19 protein-coding genes and 1 pseudogene are annotated in these 22,159 nt (G+C 59.6%); 7 read left to right on the plus strand and 13 right to left on the minus strand.

What is annotated here, in order from left to right; translation table 11 throughout:
- Positions 1-14: 14 nt before the first annotated feature.
- From GVK95_RS09160 to GVK95_RS09170, 3 genes are all read right to left on the minus strand, one after another.
- On the minus strand, positions 15-794 hold the full coding sequence (locus GVK95_RS09160; protein WP_159948770.1) for an SDR family oxidoreductase: 780 nt from the start codon (positions 792-794) through the stop codon (positions 15-17).
- Between the two features lie 10 nt (positions 795-804).
- Entirely contained in the window at positions 805-1,755 is a 951-nt protein-coding gene (locus GVK95_RS09165; RefSeq protein WP_159948771.1) for a 4-hydroxy-tetrahydrodipicolinate synthase, read from the minus strand.
- Positions 1,756-2,030: 275 nt separating this feature from the next.
- On the minus strand, positions 2,031-2,744 hold the full coding sequence (locus GVK95_RS09170) for a TetR/AcrR family transcriptional regulator (protein ID WP_159948772.1): 714 nt from the start codon (positions 2,742-2,744) through the stop codon (positions 2,031-2,033).
- Between the two features lie 281 nt (positions 2,745-3,025).
- On the opposite strand from GVK95_RS09170, the pseudogene GVK95_RS25235 reads away from it, so the two are divergent.
- Positions 3,026-3,130, plus strand: a pseudogene (locus GVK95_RS25235) (ribonucleotide-diphosphate reductase subunit beta); the annotation flags it as partial.
- Between the two features lie 249 nt (positions 3,131-3,379).
- Here GVK95_RS25235 and GVK95_RS09180 read toward each other — a convergent pair.
- The 3 genes from GVK95_RS09180 to GVK95_RS09185 form a co-directional block, all read right to left on the minus strand.
- Positions 3,380-5,371 carry a primary-amine oxidase gene (locus GVK95_RS09180; RefSeq protein ID WP_159948773.1) on the minus strand — a complete coding sequence of 664 codons (1,992 nt, stop codon included), beginning with the start codon at positions 5,369-5,371 and terminating at the stop codon, positions 3,380-3,382.
- Between the two features lie 106 nt (positions 5,372-5,477).
- A complete protein-coding gene (locus GVK95_RS25030; protein WP_200844252.1) occupies positions 5,478-5,651 on the minus strand; it encodes a hypothetical protein in 174 nt (57 codons plus the stop codon).
- On the minus strand, positions 5,648-7,090 hold the full coding sequence (locus GVK95_RS09185; protein ID WP_159948774.1) for an APC family permease: 1,443 nt from the start codon (positions 7,088-7,090) through the stop codon (positions 5,648-5,650). The genes GVK95_RS25030 and GVK95_RS09185 overlap by 4 nt, the downstream gene beginning before the upstream one ends.
- A gap of 122 nt (positions 7,091-7,212) precedes the next feature.
- On the opposite strand from GVK95_RS09185, the gene GVK95_RS09190 reads away from it, so the two are divergent.
- The gene (locus GVK95_RS09190; protein ID WP_159948775.1) at positions 7,213-8,247 is read left to right on the plus strand and encodes an AraC family transcriptional regulator; all 1,035 of its coding nucleotides are present in this window, start codon (positions 7,213-7,215) and stop codon (positions 8,245-8,247) included.
- 226 nt (positions 8,248-8,473) lie between these two features.
- Here GVK95_RS09190 and GVK95_RS09195 read toward each other — a convergent pair whose 3' ends face one another.
- From GVK95_RS09195 to GVK95_RS09220, 6 genes are all read right to left on the minus strand, one after another.
- On the minus strand, positions 8,474-8,938 hold the full coding sequence (locus GVK95_RS09195) for an MAPEG family protein (protein ID WP_159948777.1): 465 nt from the start codon (positions 8,936-8,938) through the stop codon (positions 8,474-8,476).
- 427 nt (positions 8,939-9,365) lie between these two features.
- Complete coding sequence (gene hydA, locus GVK95_RS09200; protein WP_159948779.1) at positions 9,366-10,772, minus strand: dihydropyrimidinase; 1,407 nt, start codon at positions 10,770-10,772, stop codon at positions 9,366-9,368.
- Positions 10,773-10,800: 28 nt separating this feature from the next.
- Positions 10,801-12,066 carry a cysteine desulfurase-like protein gene (locus GVK95_RS09205; RefSeq protein ID WP_159948781.1) on the minus strand — a complete coding sequence of 422 codons (1,266 nt, stop codon included), beginning with the start codon at positions 12,064-12,066 and terminating at the stop codon, positions 10,801-10,803.
- Positions 12,067-12,096: 30 nt separating this feature from the next.
- On the minus strand, positions 12,097-12,846 hold the full coding sequence (locus tag GVK95_RS09210; RefSeq protein WP_159948783.1) for an amino acid ABC transporter ATP-binding protein: 750 nt from the start codon (positions 12,844-12,846) through the stop codon (positions 12,097-12,099).
- Positions 12,846-13,517 carry an amino acid ABC transporter permease gene (locus GVK95_RS09215; protein ID WP_159948785.1) on the minus strand — a complete coding sequence of 224 codons (672 nt, stop codon included), beginning with the start codon at positions 13,515-13,517 and terminating at the stop codon, positions 12,846-12,848. Before GVK95_RS09215 ends, GVK95_RS09210 begins: the two co-directional genes overlap by 1 nt.
- Positions 13,518-13,579: 62 nt before the next feature.
- Complete coding sequence (locus tag GVK95_RS09220) at positions 13,580-14,377, minus strand: ABC transporter substrate-binding protein (RefSeq protein WP_159948787.1); 798 nt, start codon at positions 14,375-14,377, stop codon at positions 13,580-13,582.
- 157 nt (positions 14,378-14,534) lie between these two features.
- Here GVK95_RS09220 and GVK95_RS09225 point away from each other — a divergent pair, with 157 nt between their 5' ends.
- A complete protein-coding gene (locus tag GVK95_RS09225; RefSeq protein WP_159948789.1) occupies positions 14,535-15,233 on the plus strand; it encodes an FCD domain-containing protein in 699 nt (232 codons plus the stop codon).
- Positions 15,234-15,349: 116 nt separating this feature from the next.
- Here the strand turns inward: GVK95_RS09225 and GVK95_RS09230 are convergent, their stop codons facing one another.
- On the minus strand, positions 15,350-15,754 hold the full coding sequence (locus GVK95_RS09230) for a response regulator (protein WP_159948791.1): 405 nt from the start codon (positions 15,752-15,754) through the stop codon (positions 15,350-15,352).
- Between the two features lie 261 nt (positions 15,755-16,015).
- Here GVK95_RS09230 and GVK95_RS09235 point away from each other — a divergent pair, with 261 nt between their 5' ends.
- The 4 genes from GVK95_RS09235 (at position 16,016) to GVK95_RS09250 (ending at position 22,108) form a co-directional block, all read left to right on the plus strand.
- Entirely contained in the window at positions 16,016-16,216 is a 201-nt protein-coding gene (locus tag GVK95_RS09235; RefSeq protein ID WP_159948793.1) for a DUF2892 domain-containing protein, read from the plus strand.
- 28 nt (positions 16,217-16,244) lie between these two features.
- Positions 16,245-17,216, plus strand: a complete 972-nt coding sequence (locus GVK95_RS09240) for an efflux RND transporter periplasmic adaptor subunit (RefSeq protein WP_244618717.1) — start codon at positions 16,245-16,247, stop codon at positions 17,214-17,216.
- 65 nt (positions 17,217-17,281) lie between these two features.
- Positions 17,282-20,488, plus strand: coding sequence for an efflux RND transporter permease subunit (locus tag GVK95_RS09245; RefSeq protein WP_159948795.1), 3,207 nt, complete (start codon positions 17,282-17,284; stop codon positions 20,486-20,488).
- 243 nt (positions 20,489-20,731) lie between these two features.
- Entirely contained in the window at positions 20,732-22,108 is a 1,377-nt protein-coding gene (locus GVK95_RS09250; protein ID WP_159948796.1) for an adenylate/guanylate cyclase domain-containing protein, read from the plus strand.
- The last annotated feature ends 51 nt before the right edge of the window (positions 22,109-22,159 follow it).

Consider the following 22,159-nt stretch of genomic DNA (forward strand, 5'->3'; position numbering starts at 1 on the left):
GTCTTCCCGGGTCGTCAGAACGTCCCGGGATATTGTCCGCCGTCGATCAGCAGGTTCTGTGCTGTGACGAAACCGGCATTGGCCGAACATAGAAAGGCGATATAGGCGCCGATTTCTTCGGGCCGACCGTAGCGGCCGGCCGGATTCTGTGCTGCTCTTTCGGCCCAGATTGCCTCGAACGAGCGGCCGCTCTCGCGGGCCAGAACCTCGACATGCTGGCGCTGGCCGTCCGAGGCGATGATGCCCGGAAGCACGTTGTTGATCGTTACATTGCTTGCAATCGTCTGGCGGGCGAGGCCTGCGACGAAACCCACCAGACCGGAGCGTGCCGCATTCGACATGCCGAGTTCCGCCTGGGCGATCTTGACGCTGCGCGACACGATGTTGACGACGCGCCCGAACTTGCGCTCCATCATCCCGTCCACCGTCAGGCGCATCATGTCGATCGGTGTCAGCATCATGCGGTCGATGCCGCGCAACCAGTCCTCGCGCGACCAGTTGCGAAAATCGCCCGGTAACTCGCCATCGGCATTGTTGACGAGAATGTCCGGCGCCGGGCATGCGGCGAGGGCGGCTTCGCGCCCTGCCGGGGTGGTGATGTCACCCAGAACTGCGGTGACGCGCGCACCTGTCTGGGTCCGAATGTCCGCAGCCGCGGCCTCGAGTGTTTCATGCGTCCGGGCCAGGATCGTCAGTTCCACGCCTTCGTGTGCCAGTGCCATCGCGGCGGCCTTGCCCATGCCGCGGCTGGCGCCGGTCACAAGAGCGTTTTTGCCAGAAATCCCGAGATCCATGGGTCCGACCTCAGGCCGCTACGGCCGAAGCCGATGTCAGCTTCCAGCCATATTTCTTGTCGAGGCCGAGTTCCTGGACGATGCGAATGCCCTTGGCCAAGGCCTCGCCTTCGAGACCTGTCAGCGGCCGGCGCAGTTCGCCGGCGGGCAGGCCGACGGCCTTCATCAGCGACTTGACCGCAACCGGATTAATGGCCGAATAGTTGTAGTGCAGCAACGGCAGCAGGGTGAGATAGTTGTCGCGGAAGCCTTCCGCCTCGGCATAGCTCGTCCATGGGCGGGACATGACAGCCACTTCGGCCGGCGCGATGTTGCCGCCCATATTGGCAGTGCCGTGGCCGCCAAGGCTCATGGTCGGGACGACCAGGCCGAGATTGGGGCTGTCGCAGCACATGACGGATACATCCGGGCGGGCCGCAAGCACCTGGGCGACCTGTCCGACGCGTGCGGTCGACTCCTTGTGGATGACGTAGTTGGGATGCTTGAAGATGCGCAGCAGGTGATCCCAATGCAGATCGCTTTTTACGCGCGGCGGATTGTTGTAGAGCCCGAGCGGCAGATCCGTCGCGTCGGCGACCTCCATGAAATAGCCCTCGATATCGGCTTCGGGGGCGCAGATATAGGCCGGTGCTGCGAGGATGGCGCCGTCGGCGCCGTTGTCCTTGGCGAACTTGACGTTGTCGATGGTGACATCCGTATTGTTGCCGGTGCAGCCATAGAAGATCGGCATGCGTTCTGACTTCATCTTCGCCGTCTCGACGATGATCTTCTTTTTCTCCTCAGCCGACAGCATGGAGACTTCACCGGTCGACCCCATAATCAGCACGGCCGAGGTGCCGTTCGCCTCATGGAACGCCAGCAATTCTCGAAATGCCCCGAGATCCACGGCACCCGTTTTGTCGAACGGCGTGATGAGAGCAACGAAGGATCCGGTAATCTTCCGGGCGGCAACTTCAGGCATTGAATGGCTCCAGAGAAAAGTAAAACACTGTTTGAAACATAATTTCAATCTCAGTCATGTCAACGACTTTAGCAGGTCGTTTTGCCCAATATCGAAGCGTCAAACGCCTAATTTAACGGCATTCAAGCAAAATATTGGTATCTGGAGGCGGGTTTGTTGCCGTGTCGGAATATAAATCGAAATATAATTCTTGCGTGGAAATCAAAAAAACAAAATCCGAGCGAAGGCGAGGAAATTCAGACCGGAACGTCAAGCGTACAAGTAAACAAACGCCTTCAGAGGTCCTTGGGCCAACTTGCCGTAGGCGGCGCCCGGAAACCTGCGCAAACAAAAGCTGAAAGTTGATTGATGATCTGTTCATCGTTATCCGTATCGCAGAGATCCCCTGACAGCTTTTTGAGCCGGTAGGATGCTGGATCGCTGTCGATCAGAACCTGCATGATGGCGCCAATCGAGAAATTGTAGCGCCAGAAAATATCGCGGCGATGCAGCTCCGGCAGCGCGCGCTCGAACGCATCAATAAAACGGAAAACCGCCGGATCAACGCGTTTGATGAAGAAACGGGTGGTGGATTCACGCGGCCGCGACCTGATCTGCAGGATAAGGCGCGTGAGCGGACGGGCGCCTGCTGCGTCTCGGCTGAACTGCACCATCGGGCGCACCAGGGCGTTCACGACATCCTCCAGTGGGGCCGTGCCCGGCAATGCTCCAGCTTCGCATTTCTCCAAGGCTGTAATGCGCGCATGCGTGTAGGGCTCCATCATCAGGTTCAGAACTTCGCTGATAAGGTCTTCCTTGGAGCCAAAGTAATAGTTGATGGCGGCCACATTCACATCGGCACGCAGCGTGATCTCCCGAACGGTCGCAAGATCAAACCCCTGTTCGATGAACACTTCTTTCGCAGCGGTGATGATCCGTTCGCGGGGGTCGTCCCCGCGAGCGACCGGGGTCGCTTCAACACCAGCGGCGCCATATGCTTTCTTGGCCATTCGTCCTATTTCTTTGTCTGGAGGTCCAAAGAACGTTTTGCATCAAACAGCTGTCTCGCTTCAAGTCCAATTCTTCGGCGGCGGTAGCCGCAGTCACGCACCCCATGTAGTTCGGCCGCCGATCGTGAGACACGAAGTCGCGAGTGTCTAATGGATGAACCGCTCTTAAATGGACACAAGCATCCTCAATACCTCCGTTAGGTCGGGCACATTCTTGAACATGAAAGCTACCCAGGTCCAAGCTGGCGGCGTGCGATTTTTCCAAGCTTTCCGACCTGGAGGTTGTTCCCAATGCCGACGAGAACCATGACTTCTTCTCCGGCTCTGGCTCATCCTATGTCATCGGCAAGGCAGTCTCGACTGAGGACGAGGACTGGGATTTCTGAGCCAGAAAGCCAGGCCCGAGACAAGCAATCGTCGAAGGTAAGGCAGCAGGCTTGGCCGCTTCCGAAGCAAGTCCAGAAGCGGCCAAGCGGTGATGCTGCCTGGGGCTCCAGTCAAGCAAGGTGCTTCTTGATGTCAGAATCCTGCGATGTGATCAGATAGGGTGACGGCTCTGGCCCGGCAGCAACACCACCAGCCATGTAGGCATAGGAGGGCCTCCATGGCTGATTGATGCATTCGCCTCTGACATATCAGTGGCAGCCGCCCCTCGTGGTCTTGTCTGTCGCGCCACAGCAGTCCGCCTCGCGATTATCCTTGCTGTGGGCATTCTTGCCCGGCGGCAGATCCATACCGATATTGCCGGCAAAGAAGCCGTTTGGCTTCAGGGTGAAGCCTGCATATTCGACCGGCATGATCGGGAAGTCCTCGGGCTTGCAGACATGGGTGTGGCCGAAGGAGTGCCACAGAACCAGGTCGGCATTCTCGATGTCGCGGTTCTGCTGGACATATTTCGGCAGGCCATCCCCGCCGGCATGCACGTTCGGATAGTCGCCGCTGGCGTATTTTTCGGCAGGGTCGAAGGCGGTAACCCAGATGTGCTTCTTGGCGAAGCCGCCACGCTGGGCAACAGTCGAACCTTCCTGCGCCAGCATTAGCGGGCTCGGCATGACCACCATCTTGTAGCCCGGCGCCTTGCCGACAGAGTTCGTCACATTGGGGTTCTGCACCTTCCAGTACCGGCCTGTCTCACCGCTGGCGATGGCCGGTGAATCCAGTTCGCGTTTCAGAACCTTGGTCTTCGTGTCGAAGACATTGCCATAAGGATTGTCGTCACCCCAGGGACGCGGCACGAATTCATGTTCGCTGACCGTGTTGCCACCACCATCGACATCCATGTGCAGACGGGCATTGAAGAAATGCTGGTGGGTCGGGCCGCCGAGATTGTCATCGACCATGCCGCCCCATTGATAAGTCTCACCAGGGGGCACTGCCGCCGTCTGGATGATGCCGGTGAGCTTGGCTTCAAGCTGGATCGTGCCGTCCTGGTAGAGATACCAGTAGAAGCCGTAGTCGTAGTTTCCGACGGTCGCGAAGAAGGAAATGACGAGACGGCGCGAGCGGCGGACCTCGAAAATGCCGTTGCGGAATTCATAGTGTTTCCAGAGGATGCCGTAGTCCTCCTCATGCATGCAGATGGCATTCTTCATCACTGTCGGCTGGCCGAAATCATCGGCAGACGGCACGTCGAAATAGTGGATATGGCCCAGGCAGTCGCAGCCAAGTTCCAGGCAATTGGCAAGGCGGCCAAGGCCATATTCGCCAGCATCAAAGGCGCTTTTCCAGAAGTGGTTGGCCGTCGGGTCGGCATAGGGCACAACCATTTCCGTCACCGAAGCACGGAAGACGATCGGGCGGTGCTTGCCGCCGTCCTTGATGCCGAGTTCATGCAGGATCAAACCTTCGCGCGGGGTGAAGCCGACGCGGAACGACCAGTTCTGCCACTCGACCTTCCAGCCATCGACGGCAAAGCTCGGCCCGTCCGGCTGGACGATGTTGAGCGGCTTTACGTCCTTGCGGGTCTCAGGAAATGCCTCCTGGCCGTAGTTGCGCTTCTTCTTCGGCACCGGAATGATCTTCTCGTCGTCGACGAGATCGACCACCTGGTTCTTGACCAGGTCGACTACGGCGACGACGCCTTCGATCGGGTGGGCATAGCCATTGTCGCGCTCATCCTCGCGCCAGTAGGACACGGCGCGCACGATGCGCTGGCCCTTCTCGAATTCGAGGCCGAAATAGCCGGAAGAGAAAGGGTCGATCTGGACGAGCGGTATGTCTTCGTCGGTGATGCCACGTTTCTTGACGGCTGCGATCCAGCGCGGATCGGACTTGACCGTCGCCTCGACGGTCTCAAATTCGCAAAGCATGACCGGTGGCTGGCCATAAGGCATCCGGTCGAGCGGCAGGCGTGTGAATGCGGCGACCGCGGCGTTGGTCAAGTCGACAACGGCTTCGAAGGTTTCGCCATTGCTGATGTCGAGTGCCAGCAGGAAGGCGAGACGCGGCAGCGGCTTGCCGTTGCGGAATGCCAGCATGTCGGTTTTGGTCGGCTCTTCCAGCCGGATGATCGGAAAACGGATGGTCGCGGCAAGTGCCTTGTCCTGCTTGAGGATGGCAACGGCTGCACCGATTTCCGTAAGGCTCAACGGGTCGAGCGGATGGGTTTTGACGACAACGGCGTCCATGTTTTTCACCTCATTCTGAAAGGGCATTTGGGCAAGGCTTGGTGGCTTGTTGGCCCGGTGGCTTGAACGGGCGCCGCCGATTGCGGCGCCCTTTGCATCAACTGCTTTATCGACCTGCCTGGCTTGCGCAGATCTCGGTCAACATGGCTTCGCCATGGATGCAGAAGATCTGGCAGAAGGCATGGGCTTCGGTCGCGACCACCAGGGTCAGGACGGTCAGCATGGCCAGAGAAAGCACCAGCATACGGTCAGCCGGATTGAGGCTTGCGATCGTGGTCATTCGAATACCTTTCCGAGCGACGCATAGAGCATGGGCTTCTGCTTCTTGATCTGCATGGCAAAGGCCGCGCCGATCAGGCCGATGAGCACGATCAGATAGGGGAAGGATTTGACGATCAGGCTCTCGCTGCCAGAGAGCAGCGACAGGTTGGAAATCACCAGGAACAGCGCACCGAGCAATCCGACAAGGCCAAGCGCTGGCGCAAGCAAGGTCGTCCAGATGCCGTGGCTTGTCGGCGTCTTGCGGAAGAACATGATGATGGCGACAGAGACCAGGACCTGAACGGCGAGAATGCCGATCACGGCGAGCGCCGACATCCAGGAGAACACGACCGTATAGGGATCGGCACCGGCGAGGATGAAGAGCACCAGAACCACGGCGGCAATGGCGCTCTGGACAAGGCCGGCGACATAGGGCGAGCCATGCATCGGATGCACCTTGCCGAGCACCTTGAAGGCCAGACCTTCGCGACCGAGCGCGAAGAAATAACGGTTCAGCGTGTTGTGGAAGGACAGGACGCAAGCAAACAGGCTGGTGATCAAGAGGATGTTCATGATCTGGCTCGCCCAGGCGCCGAGAACCGCGTCCGAGGCGACGAAGTAGAAGCTTTCAAGCCCGGCGGCGGCAGTTTCCTGGACCTTGCTCGGTCCATAGAACTGGGTGATCGCCCAGGTCGAGAAGGCGTAGAACAGGGTGATCAGCAGCACGGCGACATAGGTGGCGCGCGGAATGGTCTTTTCCGGGTTTTCTGCTTCTTCGCCGAAAATGGCAGTGGCCTCGAAGCCGATGAAGGAACCGACGACAAAGACCAGTGCCACGCCGAGACCCGGGGCAAAGACGGCCGATGGCGAAAACGACGAGAGACTGAAGCCTTCAGGCCCGCCGCCAGCCAATACGATGCCGATATCGAGTAGAAGCAGGATGCCGATTTCGGCGATCATGCAGACACCAAGGATGGCGCCGGAAAAAGCGATGTTGCGCTGGCCGCAGACGAGCACAACGATAAGGGCTGCAAAGGCCCAGGCCCACCAGGGCAGATCAAGTCCGAGCGGGGCGATTGCGCCGGCCATGAACACGCCGAAAAGGCCATAGATCGCGACCTGCACAGCCGAATAGGTGACGAGCGCCATCAGGGCGCCGCCGACACCGGCCGGCTTGCCGATGCCGTGGGTGATGTAGGTGTAAAAGGCTCCCGCACCGCCGACATGGCGGCTCATGGCGGTGAAGCCGACCGAAAACAGCAGATAGAGCAGACCGGCGAGCACGAAGGCGCCGGGAACGCCAGCACCGTTGCCGAAGGCGAAGGCTGCCGGCGAGGCACCGACCACGGCGGTCAGCGGCGCGGCGGCGGCAACAACAAAGAAGACGATGTGGGCAAGGCCGACGGAATTCTTCGCCAGCCTGTCCGTGGGACCGGCCATACTTGTATCCAGTGTCATGGGAACCCCTCTTGTGTTTTGATTTTCATCAAGAGGGTAGGCGCGACACTTTGGCCCCGAAATTGCAATTCGTGCCAATGAATCGATAATTCACGCCACGTAACCGGTCGAGGACGCTAAACATGGCATCTGCACCGCAAATGATCAGCACCATGCCTGCAATTGCATCCATTCGCGCCTCGGTTCTAACGCCGCTGGTGCAACAAATCGACCGACGTTCCGGAAAAACCGATCTCCTGCTCGCCGCGCACGGCATTCTCAGGTCCCAACTCGATGATCCGTATGCCATGGTGCCGATGGCGCGCTATGTGGCGATCTTCGAGGACGCTGCCCTGATAACCAACGAGCCAACGCTCGGCGCGCGCATGGGCACGTTGTTCAAGCCGAGCGACATCGGGCCGATCGGCATCCTGTTTTCGATCTCGTCGACCATCCGGGCCGGCTTCGAGCGGCTGGCGAAATACGTTAACACGGTGCAGAGCGCGACCAGTTCCGGCGTGTTCGAGGAAGACGGCAATCTCGTCTGGAGCTACCGCCTCGAGGATGCAGGCATGTGGCCGCGCCGGCAGGACAGCGAATTCACCGTCGCCGCCTCCTGCCAACTGGTGCGCAGCTGCTTTGCCAAAGGGTGGCGGCCGATCGAGGTTCATTTCGAGCATGTCGCTCCGCGCGACCGCTCGATGCTCGAGCGGCTTATTCGGGCGCCACTCCGATTCGGGGAATCGGCCAACCGCATCATCGTCTCCGGTGCCGATGCCGTGCGCGTCTACCGCCATGAGGATGCCGATCTCGCCGCCGTCTTGGAACGGCATGTCTCCGAACTTGCCGGTAAGACCGTCACGCCGGATACGGTGGCGGAAAAGGTCCGATCGCTGATCGGCATTTATCTCGGCCACAAGCCGATCACGCTGCCTGCCATTGCTGCTGAACTGAAGGTCTCGGTGCGCACCTTGCAGCGGCGGCTTGCAGACGAAGACACGTCCCTGCGTGACCTGGTGCGCAGCTACCGACAGACCATCGCCTCCACGCAGCTTGCTGCCCATATCCAGAAATCAAGGATCGCCGAAGTGCTCGGCTATGCTGATTCCACCGTCCTGTGGCGGGCGCAGCGGGGATGGGCGCTCTCCGCAAGTGCTCCGGAGGACAAAAGCATGTGAAATAGTGCGCCGGTATTATGTCCAATACACAAGGCTTTGCTCCAGCTACCAACCAACTGCTGCGTACCGGGTGAGCGTGACAGGACGCAGCGAACGGCAGCGTTTCAATCGGGTGGAATTTGAGCGTTGAACGCTGTTCATGCTGAATAGGCTGACGCCCATTGGCGCGATATGTGCCGCGCCCGTTTTATTGCAGGCCCTTCATTCCCATGGCTGAAATGCTTGCTTACCAGACGGCGCTCCCAAATGTACTGCCCGCCATATAGATGATAATCAAAGAGCCCGGCGTCCATAGTGCCGCCCGGATGTCATGAATCTGAGCGGTATAATAGGCGATGAAGTGCAGCATGCGGGTTAAGACATAAGTGTAGAAAAGGAATTGTGCGAGAAAGAGTGATGGCGTTGTCGTCACGTAAAGAAGTCCGGCAACAAGGAAATATGGCAAGTTCTCGAGATCATTGAGCTGAATGCGGCGGATTCGTTCAACTCGATCATTGGGAGCCAGCTGTGTTTCATTCGGTCTCGGGTTGACCAGGGTCTTTTTCATGTCCTCGGGATTTCTGAAGCCGCCATTTTCAGCGGTCATGCGGATAACCGTCAGCCAAGACATCGCAACACCCTTTAGGATCATCAATGCCGCCGAGATGGCATAGGCTGCAAATACAGGGTTGCTCAAGCTCAATTGGTCCATGTGGAATCCCCCGGGAACGATGTTTCTGAAAGAAATGGCTATGGGCTAAATTGCTGGTCTGGCTACAAGGACAAAATGGTTTTCGAACCGGTATTCCACTTGCCCGACGGCGATACACTGGCGGTGCAGGCAGCGTTCGCGCATCCGAAAAGAGGTGGCGAGCGCAGAGTGCGATCATGCGTGAAAGCTATAGACGCTTGTTCCGCAAATGTGGATGGCTTCGGTCTCACCTTTGTATTCGGCTCGGTTGCGGGATCAGCCAGCGCTCGATGGTCTGCTGAGCAGTTCTCGCGGATTCGTCCACTGAACACGATGCTCATGCGCAGAGCGGCGGATCTGATCGAAAATGGCCAGACGACCCAGGCTCCTCGCCGATATCCCGGGGCTTGATCCACGCCAAGGTGCGTAGCGCAGCATTGAGCTGCGTTCATCCAACCAAGGATGAGCGCGCTCGTGCCAGGTATGATCCTTGCCGATCTCTGTCCCTCGTCATTCCGCCATCATTGACGATGGTTTTCCCGCGCAAGAGGAGGCGAACAGGCCAGCCACGGATGTCGAGACCCTCATAGGGCGTATAGTCTGCGCCATGTTCCAGCATGGCATTGGTCAAAGTGACGCTTCTGTTCGGGTCCCAGAGTGCGATATCGGCGTCAGTGCCGATCGCAATCGTGCCTTTTCTGGGATAAAGGCCGTAGAGTTTGGCGTGATTGGTCGATGTCAGGGCGACAAACCGGTTGATGTCGATACGTCCCTTCATGACCCCTTCGGAAAACAGGATCGGCAGGCGGGTGGCAACACCGGGAATGCCGTTTGGTATCCAGCGGAAATGGCGTTTACCCTTCTCGTTCAGCTTTCCCTGTGGGTCGTCGAAGCGAAAGGGGCAATGATCGGACGAAAACAGATCGAAGACACCCTGTTCGAGGCCTTCCCAGCAGGCGTCCTGGCTCGCCTTGTCGCGCGGCGGCGGCGAGCAGACGAATTTTGCTCCGTCCAGACCGTCGAGATCGAGGTCGTCTGCCGTCAGCATGAGATATTGCGGGCAGGTCTCGCCGGCAATCTTCTGGCCGCGCTGGCGGGCCCGGCGGATCTCCTCCATTGCCTCGCGGTTCGAGACATGCACGATGACGATCGGCACGTCGACGATTTCCGCAAGTGACAGCGCCCGATGTGTCGCTTCCCGCTCGGCGGCGATCGGCCGGGTGGTGGCATGGAATTTCGGCGCGAATTTTCCATCCTCCTCGTGTCTCCCGATCAGGTAGCGGATCGCATCCTCGTTCTCGCAATGGACCATGACCAGCGCGCCGGTCCGCCTTGCGGTATCGAGCGTCGCCAGGATCTCGTCGTCGCGCAGGCGTAAGCCTTCATAGGTCATGAAGACCTTGAGCGAGGTATAGCCGTCCTCGACCAATGCCGGCAGTTCCTGGCCGAGCACGTCTGCCGTCGGATCGGTGATGACGAGATGGAAAGACACGTCGACATGGCATTTGCCGTCCGCCTTGGAGTGATAGATCTTCAGCGCCTCGCGCAGCGTCTGGCCTTTCTCCTGCATGCAGAAGGCAAGCACCGTGCTGTTGCCGCCAATTGCAGCGGAGCGGGTACCGCTGTCGAAGTCGTCGGCCATGACGATGCCGTCGCCCGAAGGCTGGTCGAGATGCACATGGCTGTCGATGCCGCCCGGCAGGACAAACAGCCCCGTGGCATCGATCACCTCGTCGGCGTCCGTCAGGCCCAGCGCAAGTGCTGCAATCTTTCCATCCTTGATGCCGACATCGGCGACGAATGTGTCACTTGCCGTCACCACCGTTCCATGCCGGATCACCGTATCGAAGTGCATCAGTCGTTTCCCTATTTCGTGTCTGGTATCAGCTCGCCCTGGCAAGCCCGGCCTCGCCGGCCAGAATCCGGTCGAGGGCGGCTGTGAAGCGGTCCACTTCCTCGATCGTGTTGTAATGCACCATCGAGACACGCAGCATGCCGCCATGGTCCGTCAGGCCGAGAAATTCGGCAAGCCGGCGCGAATGGAAATCGCCGAAGCGCATCGCGATCTTTTCTGCATCCATCGCCCGGCAGAGGTCGCCGGCATCGCGCCCGTCGAAGCGGAAGGCGATGGTTGGAACGCGGGCGCTGTCGACATTCGCCGGCTGCCCGATGATCTGGCAGTCGTTGCGCGAGCGAAGATAGGCCAGAAGCCGGTCCGTCAGGGTGTTTTCCTGCACGGTGATCGCGCCATAGGCCGCCTCGATCTTCTCTCGCACACTGCCGGTTTCTCCGGCCCGTTCGCCGAGTGCTACGAGATAGTCGACGATGCCGCAGGTCGAATAGGCCAGTTCGTAATTCGGATTGCCCGGCTCCAGCTTGCCCGGAACTTTGTCGCGGCCGTAGAAGTAGTGGTAGAGCGGATCGAGCTCCAGAAGCAGGTCGTATTTCCCGTACATCAGCGCATAATGCGGCCCATACGTCTTGTAGAGGCTGAAGACATAGTAGTCGACGTCGAAGGCCTGAACGTCGACAGCCCGGTGTGGCGCGTAGGCGACCGCATCGACGCAGATCTTTGCGCCGCGGGCGTGGACGAAATCGGCGATCTCGCGGATCGGGTTGATCGTGCCGAGCAGGTTCGAGCAATGGGTGACACAGACGAGTTTTGTCCGTTCGCTCATCAGCGGCGCGAGATCTGCCAGATCGAGCGAGAGCGTTTCCGTGTTCAGCGGCCAGATCTTGAGAACGACGCCGCGCTCCTGCAGCCGGTCCCAGGGGCCGATATTGGATTCGTGGTCGGCAATGGTGACGATGATCTCGTCGCCCGCCGAAAGCTGGCTGTGCAGGCCACGGGCGAGATTCTGCAGCAGCGCCGTGGTCGAATTGCCGAAGACGATTTCTTCCGGCCGGCCGGCATTGACGAGATGCATGGCGGCGGTCCGGGCTTCGTAGAGCGCGGCTGCCGCTGCCTGCGACACCTCGTAGGAGCCTCCGATCTGGACATTCTTCTCGATCAGGAAGGTATTGATGCGCTCGACCGCGCCCTTGAGGATCTGAGACCCACCGGCATTGTCGAAGAAGGTCCAACCGCGATCCAGGCCGGGAAACTGGCTGCGCACGAAATCGAGATTAAGCGGCGAAGTGGTGGCCATCCTTGTCGTCCTCCAATGCATTATTCTTGTTCAGTGGTTGAGGACCGCGCGCAGGAAGCCGCGCGTCCGTTCTTCTTTGGGATGATCGAAGATTGCTTCCGGTGTGCCGGCCTCGACGAGGCGGCCACTGTCCATGAAGATCACCCGGTCGGCGACCTGGCGGGCAAAGCCCATTTCATGGGTGACGACGATCATCGTGACGCCGGAACCGGCGAGCTTGCGCATGACGTCGAGCACCTCGCCGACCATTTCCGGGTCCAGCGAGGAGGTCGGTTCGTCGAAGAGCAGCACGCGTGGTTCCATCGCGAGTGCCCTTGCGATCGCCACGCGCTGCTGCTGGCCACCGGACAACTGGCCGGGATATTTCTCCGCCTGTTCGGCAATGCCTACGCGGGCGAGCAGTTCGCGGGCCTTGCGCTCGGCGTCCACGGCCGGCGTGCCGCGCACCCGCATCGGCGCCAGCATGACATTCTTCAGCACGGTCATGTGCGGAAAGAGGTTGAAGGACTGGAACACCATGCCGACCTCTGCCCGGACCTTGGCGAGGGCCGGGCCGGGCTCGACGCGCACGCCGCCTACGGTGATCCGGCTTTCCGGCGCGAAGGCTTCGAGATGGTTGATGCAGCGGATCAGCGTCGACTTGCCGGAGCCGGACGGGCCGATCACGCAGACGACTTCGCCTTCCGCGATGTCGATGTCGATATCGTGCAGCACGGTGAATGTGCCATAGGCCTTGGTCAGGCCGCGAATGGAGATGAGGGCTGGCGCGGTTCCGGTCATCAGCGTTTTCCCCTGCTGAAATGTTTTTCAAGGCGCGAGACGACAGCGACCATCGGCCAGAGCAGCGCGATATAGATGAGCGCTGCCCCGATCAGCGGTGTCGGATTGGCCGCCAGCGCCTGGGCCTGGGTCGCCTGTTTCAAGAGGTCCGGCATGGCGACCACGGAGGCAAGCGCTGTATCCTTCATCACATTGATGCAGTTGTTGGTCAGCGGCGGGATGACGATGCGGATCGCCTGTGGCAGGATCACGTCGATCATCGTGTGCCGGTTGGAAAGACCGAGCGCTGCCGATGCCTCGAATTGGCCATGCGGGATCGCCTCGATACCGGCACGGAAAATCTCCGCCGTATAGGCGGCTGACACCAGCGAGAGTGCGGTCACAGCCGAGAGAAACGGCGAAAGCCGGATGCCGACAAAGGGCAGGGCGTAGTAGACGACGATTAGAAGCACCAGCAGCGGGATCGAACGGAAGATGTCGATATAGATGCGGATCAGCAGTTTGAAGAAACCTGGCGCATAAAGCCGTGCGACCGCGAGGAAAAGCCCGCCGGCGAGGCCAACCAGAATGCTGGTGACGCCGATCTGCAACGTGACGAGGAGCCCCCACAGGAGTGCGGGCAGACTGTCGGCAAGCACCTGCAGATTGAAGAACGTATTGAGAAGTGTCATGCGCTGTCGGCTCCTTTGGGCGTCCGGCGGGACAGATCATGCCCCGCCGGATGCGGCATAGGTTACTTGCCCTTCGGCATGTCGAGAACGGTGACCGTCGAGGTCGTGTCCTCGGCCTTGGCGCCGAACCAGGTCTCGTGCAGCTTGGCGATGAAGCCCTCGCCCTTCAGCGTGGTGATCACGGCATTGACCTCGGTGGCGAGCGGATCATCCTTGTTGAACATGATCGAATATTTTTCGCCGGTTGGGATGCGCTCGACCACCTTCAGCTCCGGCTTGTCCTTGACGTAGTAGAGCAGTGCCGGGATATCTGAGATGTAGCCGTCGACACGGCCGGCGACGAGATCGAGCATGGCCGGCTGCAGGCCTTCGAAGCGGCGGATTTCGCCGAGCTTGTATTCGCCCTTGTTAGCATCGGCCCACATGTCTCCGGTTGAGCCGGTATCGACGCCGACGACTTTGTCACCCATGTCCTTGAGGCCTGTGATGCCGGAGGCAGCCGTGACGGTCAGCGATTGGTCGCTGTCATAATAGGGCTGGGCGAAAGTCACCGATTCGAGGCGTTTGTCCGTGATGGTGATCGACGATACGGCCATGTTGATGCGACCGGACTGGACCGCCGGGAACAGGCCGTTGAACGGCGTGTTGACGAATTCGACCGATTTTCCCAGACGCTTGGCGATTTCGTTGACGAGATCGACCTCGAAACCGGTGACCTTGCCGCTGGCGTCCTCGAATTCCCAGGGCACATTGCCGATATTGGCGCCAACAGTAAGGTCTGCGGCCTGGGCGCCTGTTACGCCGATCACGGCCATCAGGCCGGACAATAGCGATACGTTGAAGTTTGAAACGCGTGTCATGAGGGTTCCCCTTGTTATTTGAACATAACTCAATCTACATTGGTCTAACTGGTCAGACCAGTTGGACCAAAAAAGCATGTCGCTTTCGGCTTTGCAAGATGGCGTGTGAAAAAATAGATTGGCAGCGCCGCAAGGCCAAAGCTGGAGAAGGGGTCGCATGTTCAACAAAACGCTTGTTCCGCAATCTGTTGCGCGAGAGATCCAGACAATGATCCAGGCGGGCACCTTGAAGCCGGGCGAGAAAGTTCCGTCCCAGCGGGAGTTTGCGCTCAAATTCGGCATCAGCCGGGCATCGCTGCGGGAGGCACTGCTGACGCTGGAAACACTTGGACTTTTGAAGACCGAGGCCGGACGCGGCACCTTCGTGACCGCCGCTGCGGAGGGAGCAAGGAGCCTGGGTGGGCACATGGCTCCCTGGCGCTATTCCGATAGCTATTCGGTTTTCGACGTCTTCCAGACCCGAATTTTGATGGAGGGTGAGATTGCAAGGCTTGCGGCGGGGCGTTTGACACAATTGGAGCTGGAGAAGATGGAGAAAGCAACGCAGACCATGGAGGAATGCTGGGCGAAACAGGACCTGCTCGCCAATGTCGACGCCGATCTCGACTTTCATGGCACGATCGTTTCGGCTTGCTCCAACGCGATGTTGAAGGCGCTCTACCAGACGGTGCGCGACCAAGTGACCGAAACACAACGCCAGCCTATTCCGATCACCGATCCGGAACGCATGCGCGAGTCGATCGCGGAACATCGCAAGATTATCGCAGCCCTCAGGGCGAATGACGGCCAGTCCGCCCGCCTGGAGATGGAAAATCACATCCGCAATACGGCGCGCTGTGCGGGGCTCTCCCCATAGGGGCAGTGTCGCGTTGCGAGGTCTGGACTACGGGCGCCGACGAGGAGGCCTTCCCGCTTGGTTCCCGCAGTTCGCTGTCGATGAATAGTGCAGATTGCGAGCCCATCTAGACTGGCTCAACCAGCGGTGACCATCTCCAGCATCGTGCTTGCCACGCGAGAATGATCATATGGCTTGCTGAAAAACCGGCCCTCGACCGGCAAAAGGTCATCGCGGAGGTTGCTGTGACCTGAGGTCACGATGATTTTGATCGGTGGCCAACGGTCGCGCACGGCAATCGCGAGCTTCAACCCGTCCATGCTGCCCGGCATGTCGATATCGGTAAACATCAAGGCGATGTCCGCATGCCTGTCCAGGATTTCGATGGCGTCATCGGCATTCGATGCCTCGTGGACCGTGAAGCCCTCGCTCTCCAGAGACATGACGATATCCATGCGCAGCAGGGCGTCATCTTCTACAACCAGAACTGTTGTTCCGTTACGCGTTAACTTCACGGCATTTCCCTTTTGCGCTGCAAGCATGTGTTGTTAACGACATGGAGTAACGGCGGTAACGCGCGTGATCCCGCATTGATCCATCCAACGCGACTAATTTTCCTTCGCTTCAATGACATGTCGCGATCCGTCGTCGTGGCGGAACGTTGACTGTTCACGCTGGCAGGTGGTCCGCATTCATCTGCGGGCATCGCTAACGACTGTGGGGGTCTGATCACCCATTGACATGGGCGACATAATATATACATAAAGACGTAGATACGAATAATATAAACAAGGAGGTTTCCTATGTCCATCGATCGTGCCGTTCTCGCATTTGCCGGCATCATGGTTCTGGTTTCGCTGGCTCTCAGCCATTTCGTCCATCCCGGCTTCGTCTGGCTCACAGTTTTTGTGGGCGTCAATCTTATTCAGTCCTCGGTCACCGGCTTTTGTCCTGCCGCAATGCTGTTCAGAAAAATCGGGGTAAAATCCGGTCCTGCATTCTGAGCGAATGCCTTCCAACGGGATGATCGTCATGATGCGCTTCTTCACCACTGGCATTCTTGCCCTGTGTTTCCTGCCCCTTGTGGCCCACGCCGGCGAACTTCTCCTGAAGCCCACCAGTGTCGCCGAGATGAAGGCTGTCTATGGTCAGGTCGAAGCGCGTGACAGCGTTTTGGCGCGCGCCAGGATCGGCGGTACCGTCACGGAGCTCAAGGTGACGGAAGGCGACCTCGTCAAGGCCGGCGATGTGGTCGCCGTCGTCAAGGACGACAAGCTCAGTTTCCAGATCCGCGCGGTCGAGGCGCAGCTTCTCGGGCTGGACGCATCGCTGAAGAATGCGCTCCTGGAAGTGGAGCGCGCAGAGAGACTGATCAAGAGCGGTGCGACCACGTCGCAACGCCTGGATCAATTGAGGACCGAGGTGGATGTCATCCGCAATCAGATCGCTGCGGCGCAAGCCCAGAGGCTGGTGGCGGTTGCGCAGTCCCAGGAGGGCGATGTTCTGGCGCCAACCGCGGGCAGGGTGCTCAAGGTCCCTGTCACGCGTGATGCCGTCGTCCTTCCGGGCGAAGTTATCGTCAATATTGGCGGCGGCGGATTTTTCCTGCAACTCGCAATCCCGGAACGCCACGCCTTGTCTCTGAAACAGGGAGCGGCCATCCGTATCGATGCCGGCGATGAACTGCGCGAAGGACAGCTGGTCAAGATCTATCCCCAGATCGAGAGTGGCCGTGTGATCGCCGATGTTGAGGTGAAGGATATCAGCACCGAGTTTGTCAACGCCAGGGTCCTGGTCGAAGTGCCGGTCGGTGAGCGGCTCGCGCTGCTGATACCGTCAAATGCTGTGGAAACCCGATCGGGGCTCGACTTCGTCACGGTCATACAGGCGCAAAAGCCCGTTGAACGCGTCGTCGTGACGGGGGAAACCAGCCGCGTTGATGGTGTGTCGAGCGTCGAGATCCTTTCGGGTCTGTCCGCCGGTGATGTCGTGGTGATCCCGTGACCCAGGATGGAGAAGATCGCAGCAGTCACGCTGATCCCGCGGCTGAGGCCACAAGGTCATCTGAAATGAATGAACAACAAAACCAATCGCGTACACTCGGCATTGCCGGCAACCTGACCCGCATATTCATCCAGTCCCCTTTGACGCCACTCTTCCTTTTGGCGGCATTTGCCATGGGGCTTGTGGCATTGTTGACGCTTCCGCGGGAGGAAGAACCACAGATTTCCGTGCCGATGGTGGACATCATCGTGCAGGCGGCGGGCCTGAAGGCGGAAGATGCCGTCAAGCTGGTGACCGAACCGCTGGAAACGATCGTCAAGAGCATTGACGGTGTCGACCATGTCTATTCCCAGTCGATGGACAATCGCATCATGGTGACGGCGCGCTTTGTCGTCGGCACGTCTTCCGATGCCGCCGTACTGCGCGTCCATGAAAAGGTCCGGGCCAATCTGGATCGTATTCCGGTCGGAATACCGGAGCCGGCGATTGTCGGTCGCGGTATCGACCATGTGGCGATCGTCGCCTTGACCCTGCAGCCCAAGCCCGAAGCAGCTGGCAGGATCACGCCGAATGATCTCACCCGCGTCGCGCGCGAACTGCGCACCGAGATTGCCAAGATCCAGGATGTCGGCCTGACCTATCTGGTCGGAGAGGCGGGAGAAATCATCCGCATCTCGCCGCAACCGGAAAAGCTGGCACTCTACGGTATCACCTTGCAGCAATTGGCCAGCAAGGTAGAGGGTGCCAATAGTGCCGTGCCCGCTGGCGAAGTCCGCGACCAGGGCAGGCAGATCGATATCATGGCGGGAGAAACCCTGTCGTCACCGGTGGCGATCGGAAACCTCCTGCTCACATCCCGCGACGGCCGCCCGGTCTATGTCCGCGACGTGGCTCGGATCGAATTTGCCACCGACACCAGCGAAGCGCTGGTGTCTACGGTGCGCCGATCCGATGCGGGCATCGAGCGTGTGCCGTCAGTAACACTTGCAATCGCCAAACGCGCCGGATCGAACGCTGTTGTGGTTGCAGAAAACATCCTCAGGCAGGTTGAGAGCCTGCATGGCAGCCTGATCCCCGAAGACATGGCGATCGAGGTGACGCGCAACTATGGCGAAACAGCCAATGAAAAGGCAAACGAACTGCTCTTTCATCTGGGACTGGCAACGCTATCGATCATTGCTCTGGTCTGGGTCGCCATCGGCCGGCGCGAAGCCATGGTGGTGGCTATCGTCATTCCAGTGACCATTCTCCTGACTTTGTTTGCCTCCTGGCTGATGGGCTACACGCTCAACCGCGTCTCTTTGTTCGCCCTGATATTCTCGATCGGGATATTGGTCGACGACGCCATCGTCGTCATCGAGAACACCGCCCGCCACTGGGCAATGGACGATGGGCGCTCCCGTCGCCAGGCGGCCATCGATGCCGTGGCCGAGGTTGGCAATCCGACGATCGTCGCGACCCTCACGGTCGTTGCAGCATTGCTGCCAATGCTGTTCGTGTCCGGAATGATGGGGCCATATATGAGCCCGATCCCGGCCAATGCTTCCGCTGCGATGATATTTTCATTCTTCGTGGCGGTCATGGTCACGCCCTGGCTGATGCTGAAGGTTGCCGGCAATGCGCCGCTTCATGCGCAGGAAACCCATCAGGGCGGTCGCCTCGGCCAGATATATTCAGCGGTCGCCCGTCCGATCCTTGCCTCCAAGGCCAGGAGCTGGGTCTTTCTTCTCGCCGTCGGCATGCTGACGCTGGGCTCGTTGACGCTGTTTTATACCAAGCATGTCACCGTCAAGCTTCTGCCGTTTGACAACAAGTCGGAGCTCGCCGTGACGATCGACCTGCCGGAAGGTTCCTCTGTCGAGGCAACCGACGCGGTGGCGCAGATGGTCGCGCGCATCGTCCTCGACATGCCGGAGGTGATGTCGGTCCAGACACATGCCGGCACAGCGGCACCTTTCAATTTTAACGGGCTGGTGCGGCACGCCTATCTCAGATCCGCGTCCTATCAGGGCGATGTCGGTATCAATCTTGCCGGCAAGGCCGATCGTCAGCGCACGAGCCACCAGATTGCACTCGAAATCCGCAAGCGGCTTGGCGAGGCCGATGTACCTGCCGGCACGAGCCTGAAAGTCGTTGAGCCTCCGCCGGGCCCGCCTGTGATGGCGACATTGCTCGCCGAGATCTATGGGCCGGACGCAGCGACCCGCAGAAAAGTTGCGGAGAAGGTGGAAACGGCGTTCCGCAGCGTGCCCTTCATCGTCGATATCGACAATTCCTACGGTGTCCAGGCCCCACGCAAGAGGCTGGTGGTATCGACAGACGACGCCGAGTTCTTCCGCGTCGAGGAAGGCGACGTGTTCGACACGATCGCGATCCTGAGTGGTGGCAAGACGATCGGATATTCCCACCGCGGCGATGGGCGTCAGCCATTCCCCATCAAAATTGAGCGCGCCAAGGGCGAAAAGACGCTCGACGAGCGCTTTCTTGCCACCCCGCTTCCGAGCAACGCCCTGCCGGGCGACCGGGATGTGGTGGAACTTGGCGATGTCGTGCGCGTCGTCGACGAGAAGACATCCTATCCCATTTTCCGCCACAATGGGCGCGCCGCCGAAATGGTCACTGCGGAGCTTGCCGGTTCCTTTGAGGCGCCGCTTTATGGGATGCTGGCCGTGCAGCAGGCCATCGACGCTCAGGACTGGACAGGTCTGGCCAAGCCGGTCATTGCGCTGCATGGGCAGCCCGATAGCGACAAGCAGACAACCTTGCTTTGGGATGGCGAATGGGAGGTCACCTGGGTCACGTTCCGCGACATGGGGGCGGCTTTCATCATTGCGCTGCTTGCCATCTATATTCTGGTGGTCGCGCAGTTCGGCTCGTTCAAGGTGCCGCTGGTCATCCTCACGCCGGTCCCCTTGACCTTCATCGGCATTCTGGGCGGCCACTGGCTGTTCGGTGCGCCGTTCTCGGCAACATCGATGATCGGTTTCATTGCACTTGCCGGCATCATCGTCCGCAATTCGATCCTGCTGGTCGATTTCATCCGTCATGCGGACAAGGCGGGGCGGCCGTTCACCGAGGTGCTGATCGAGGCTGGGGCAATCCGTTTCAAACCGATCCTGCTGACGGCGCTTGCTGCCATCATCGGGGCCGCCGTGATCCTGACGGACCCTATTTTTCAAGGGCTGGCGATCTCCCTGTTGTTCGGGCTTATTTCGTCGACTTTGCTGACCGTGCTTGTCATCCCGGCAATTTACCGGGTGCTGCGCACGTAAGTCGGGGAACCGGTCGGGCGGTTCTCCATACGAAGGATAGCCCGATACGACGGATCGGTTCAGGCCGCCGCGGCGTGACAGCATAGCTGCTCGAGATTAAGCAATGGAGATTGTCGCGGCCGGCGGACATGCCATGCGAACTGACAACGCGGCAGATTGGTGCCGATATGGCAACAAGCCCATGCTGTCTGGGAAATCCCGACGAAGCCGTGTGTTTTAGGTCAATGTTGCGGGAGAGAGCAATTGCGGTGGAAGTTTCAGTCGGGTGCGGCCCAATCTAGAGACGGACATTCATCTACGCTGTCCGCCTCGGTCGAGAACCTTGTCCGGGAATCGGAAATCGAGGCGGAATATACGCTCGGCTGGGTCCGGATCGTACTGGCTCTCACCTTGTTCACCAGCGGCCTTGTCGTTTCGACGGGTGCTGCGGTGCTCACAGAGCCGCACCGGCTGGCGCTCGTTCGTTTCATGCCGATGAGCGCGGTTCTGGCCCTGCTGTTGCTGGGCGTTATTTCGTTCATTCTTGCGTCGGGGCACTGGTTCAGGCCCTGGATGGCCTTTGCTCTCGTATCGGCAGACGCTGTCTTTCTTGGTGCCGGCCTCTATTTCGGCCTGGAACGCGTGGGGCTTGGCGGCAACTGGATCGCGGCGATACCGACCATTTGGGTCTTTCCATTGATCCTCGCGGTCGGCGCTCTCCGATACCGTGCGCTTGTTCAAGTCTGGGCGACGCTGGCAACCATGATTGCCGTATTCGGTGTCGCCTGGGTGCTTGGATTTGAACCATTCCTGGCCACCGAGCCGGGGGCTTTTCCTCCCGGCCTGGAAACTGATCTCGCGCGCCTATTTTCCTTGCCGCCCTACCTGATGCGTGCCGTGCTACTCGCGTTGATCGGCCTGATCACGGCGCTTGCGATGGCGCGCTCACGGCGCCTGCTGATGCGCACCGTTGGGGAGACCACGCGGCGCGCTAATCTTGCACGTTTTCTGCCTGCCGAGGTCGCGCCGCTGGTTGGGCAAGACGATCTGGCAAGCGACTGGCGTCTGGGACGTCGCCAGCCAGCAACCGTGCTGTTTGTCGATATAAGAGGGTTCACCGCCTATGCGGAGAACATGGATCCCTCTCGTCTTTCGGTGTTCGTGTCGTCATTTCGCCGGCGGGTGATGCGATCAGCGGAGGCAACCGGTGGTGTGGTGGACAAGTTCATCGGAGACGGGGCAATGCTTGTCTTCGGCGTCCCTGATCCGCAGACAGACGACTGCATGCGCGCCATCGCATGCGCCGAGCGGCTTCTGGCGCTTGTCGACCAGTGGAATGCAAAGCGGCATTTCGATCCCCCAATCAGGGTCGGCATCGGCATCCACACTGGCGAAGTCTATTGCGGGCTTGTCGGCGATGAGCGGCGACTTGAGTTCACCGTGCTGGGCGACGTGGTCAACGTCGCCGCGAAGATCGAACAGGCCACCAAGCGTTTCGGCACCGCAATTTTGGCGTCACAAGCTGTTATAATGCGAACGGACCAGCCGAGCCGATGGCATGAGGTCGGCCATGAACCCCTCGGGGGGCGCGGCGAGCATCTGGCAATTTTTGCGCTTTCGCCCAATCAGGCCGAGCCTTGACGTCACCACAAGGCACGCCCGCTTCTTGCATCAGGATGACAGGGGAGGCAC

Source organism: Rhizobium sp. 18065 (assembly GCF_902706095.1).
Classification (GTDB): domain Bacteria; phylum Pseudomonadota; class Alphaproteobacteria; order Rhizobiales; family Rhizobiaceae; genus Allorhizobium.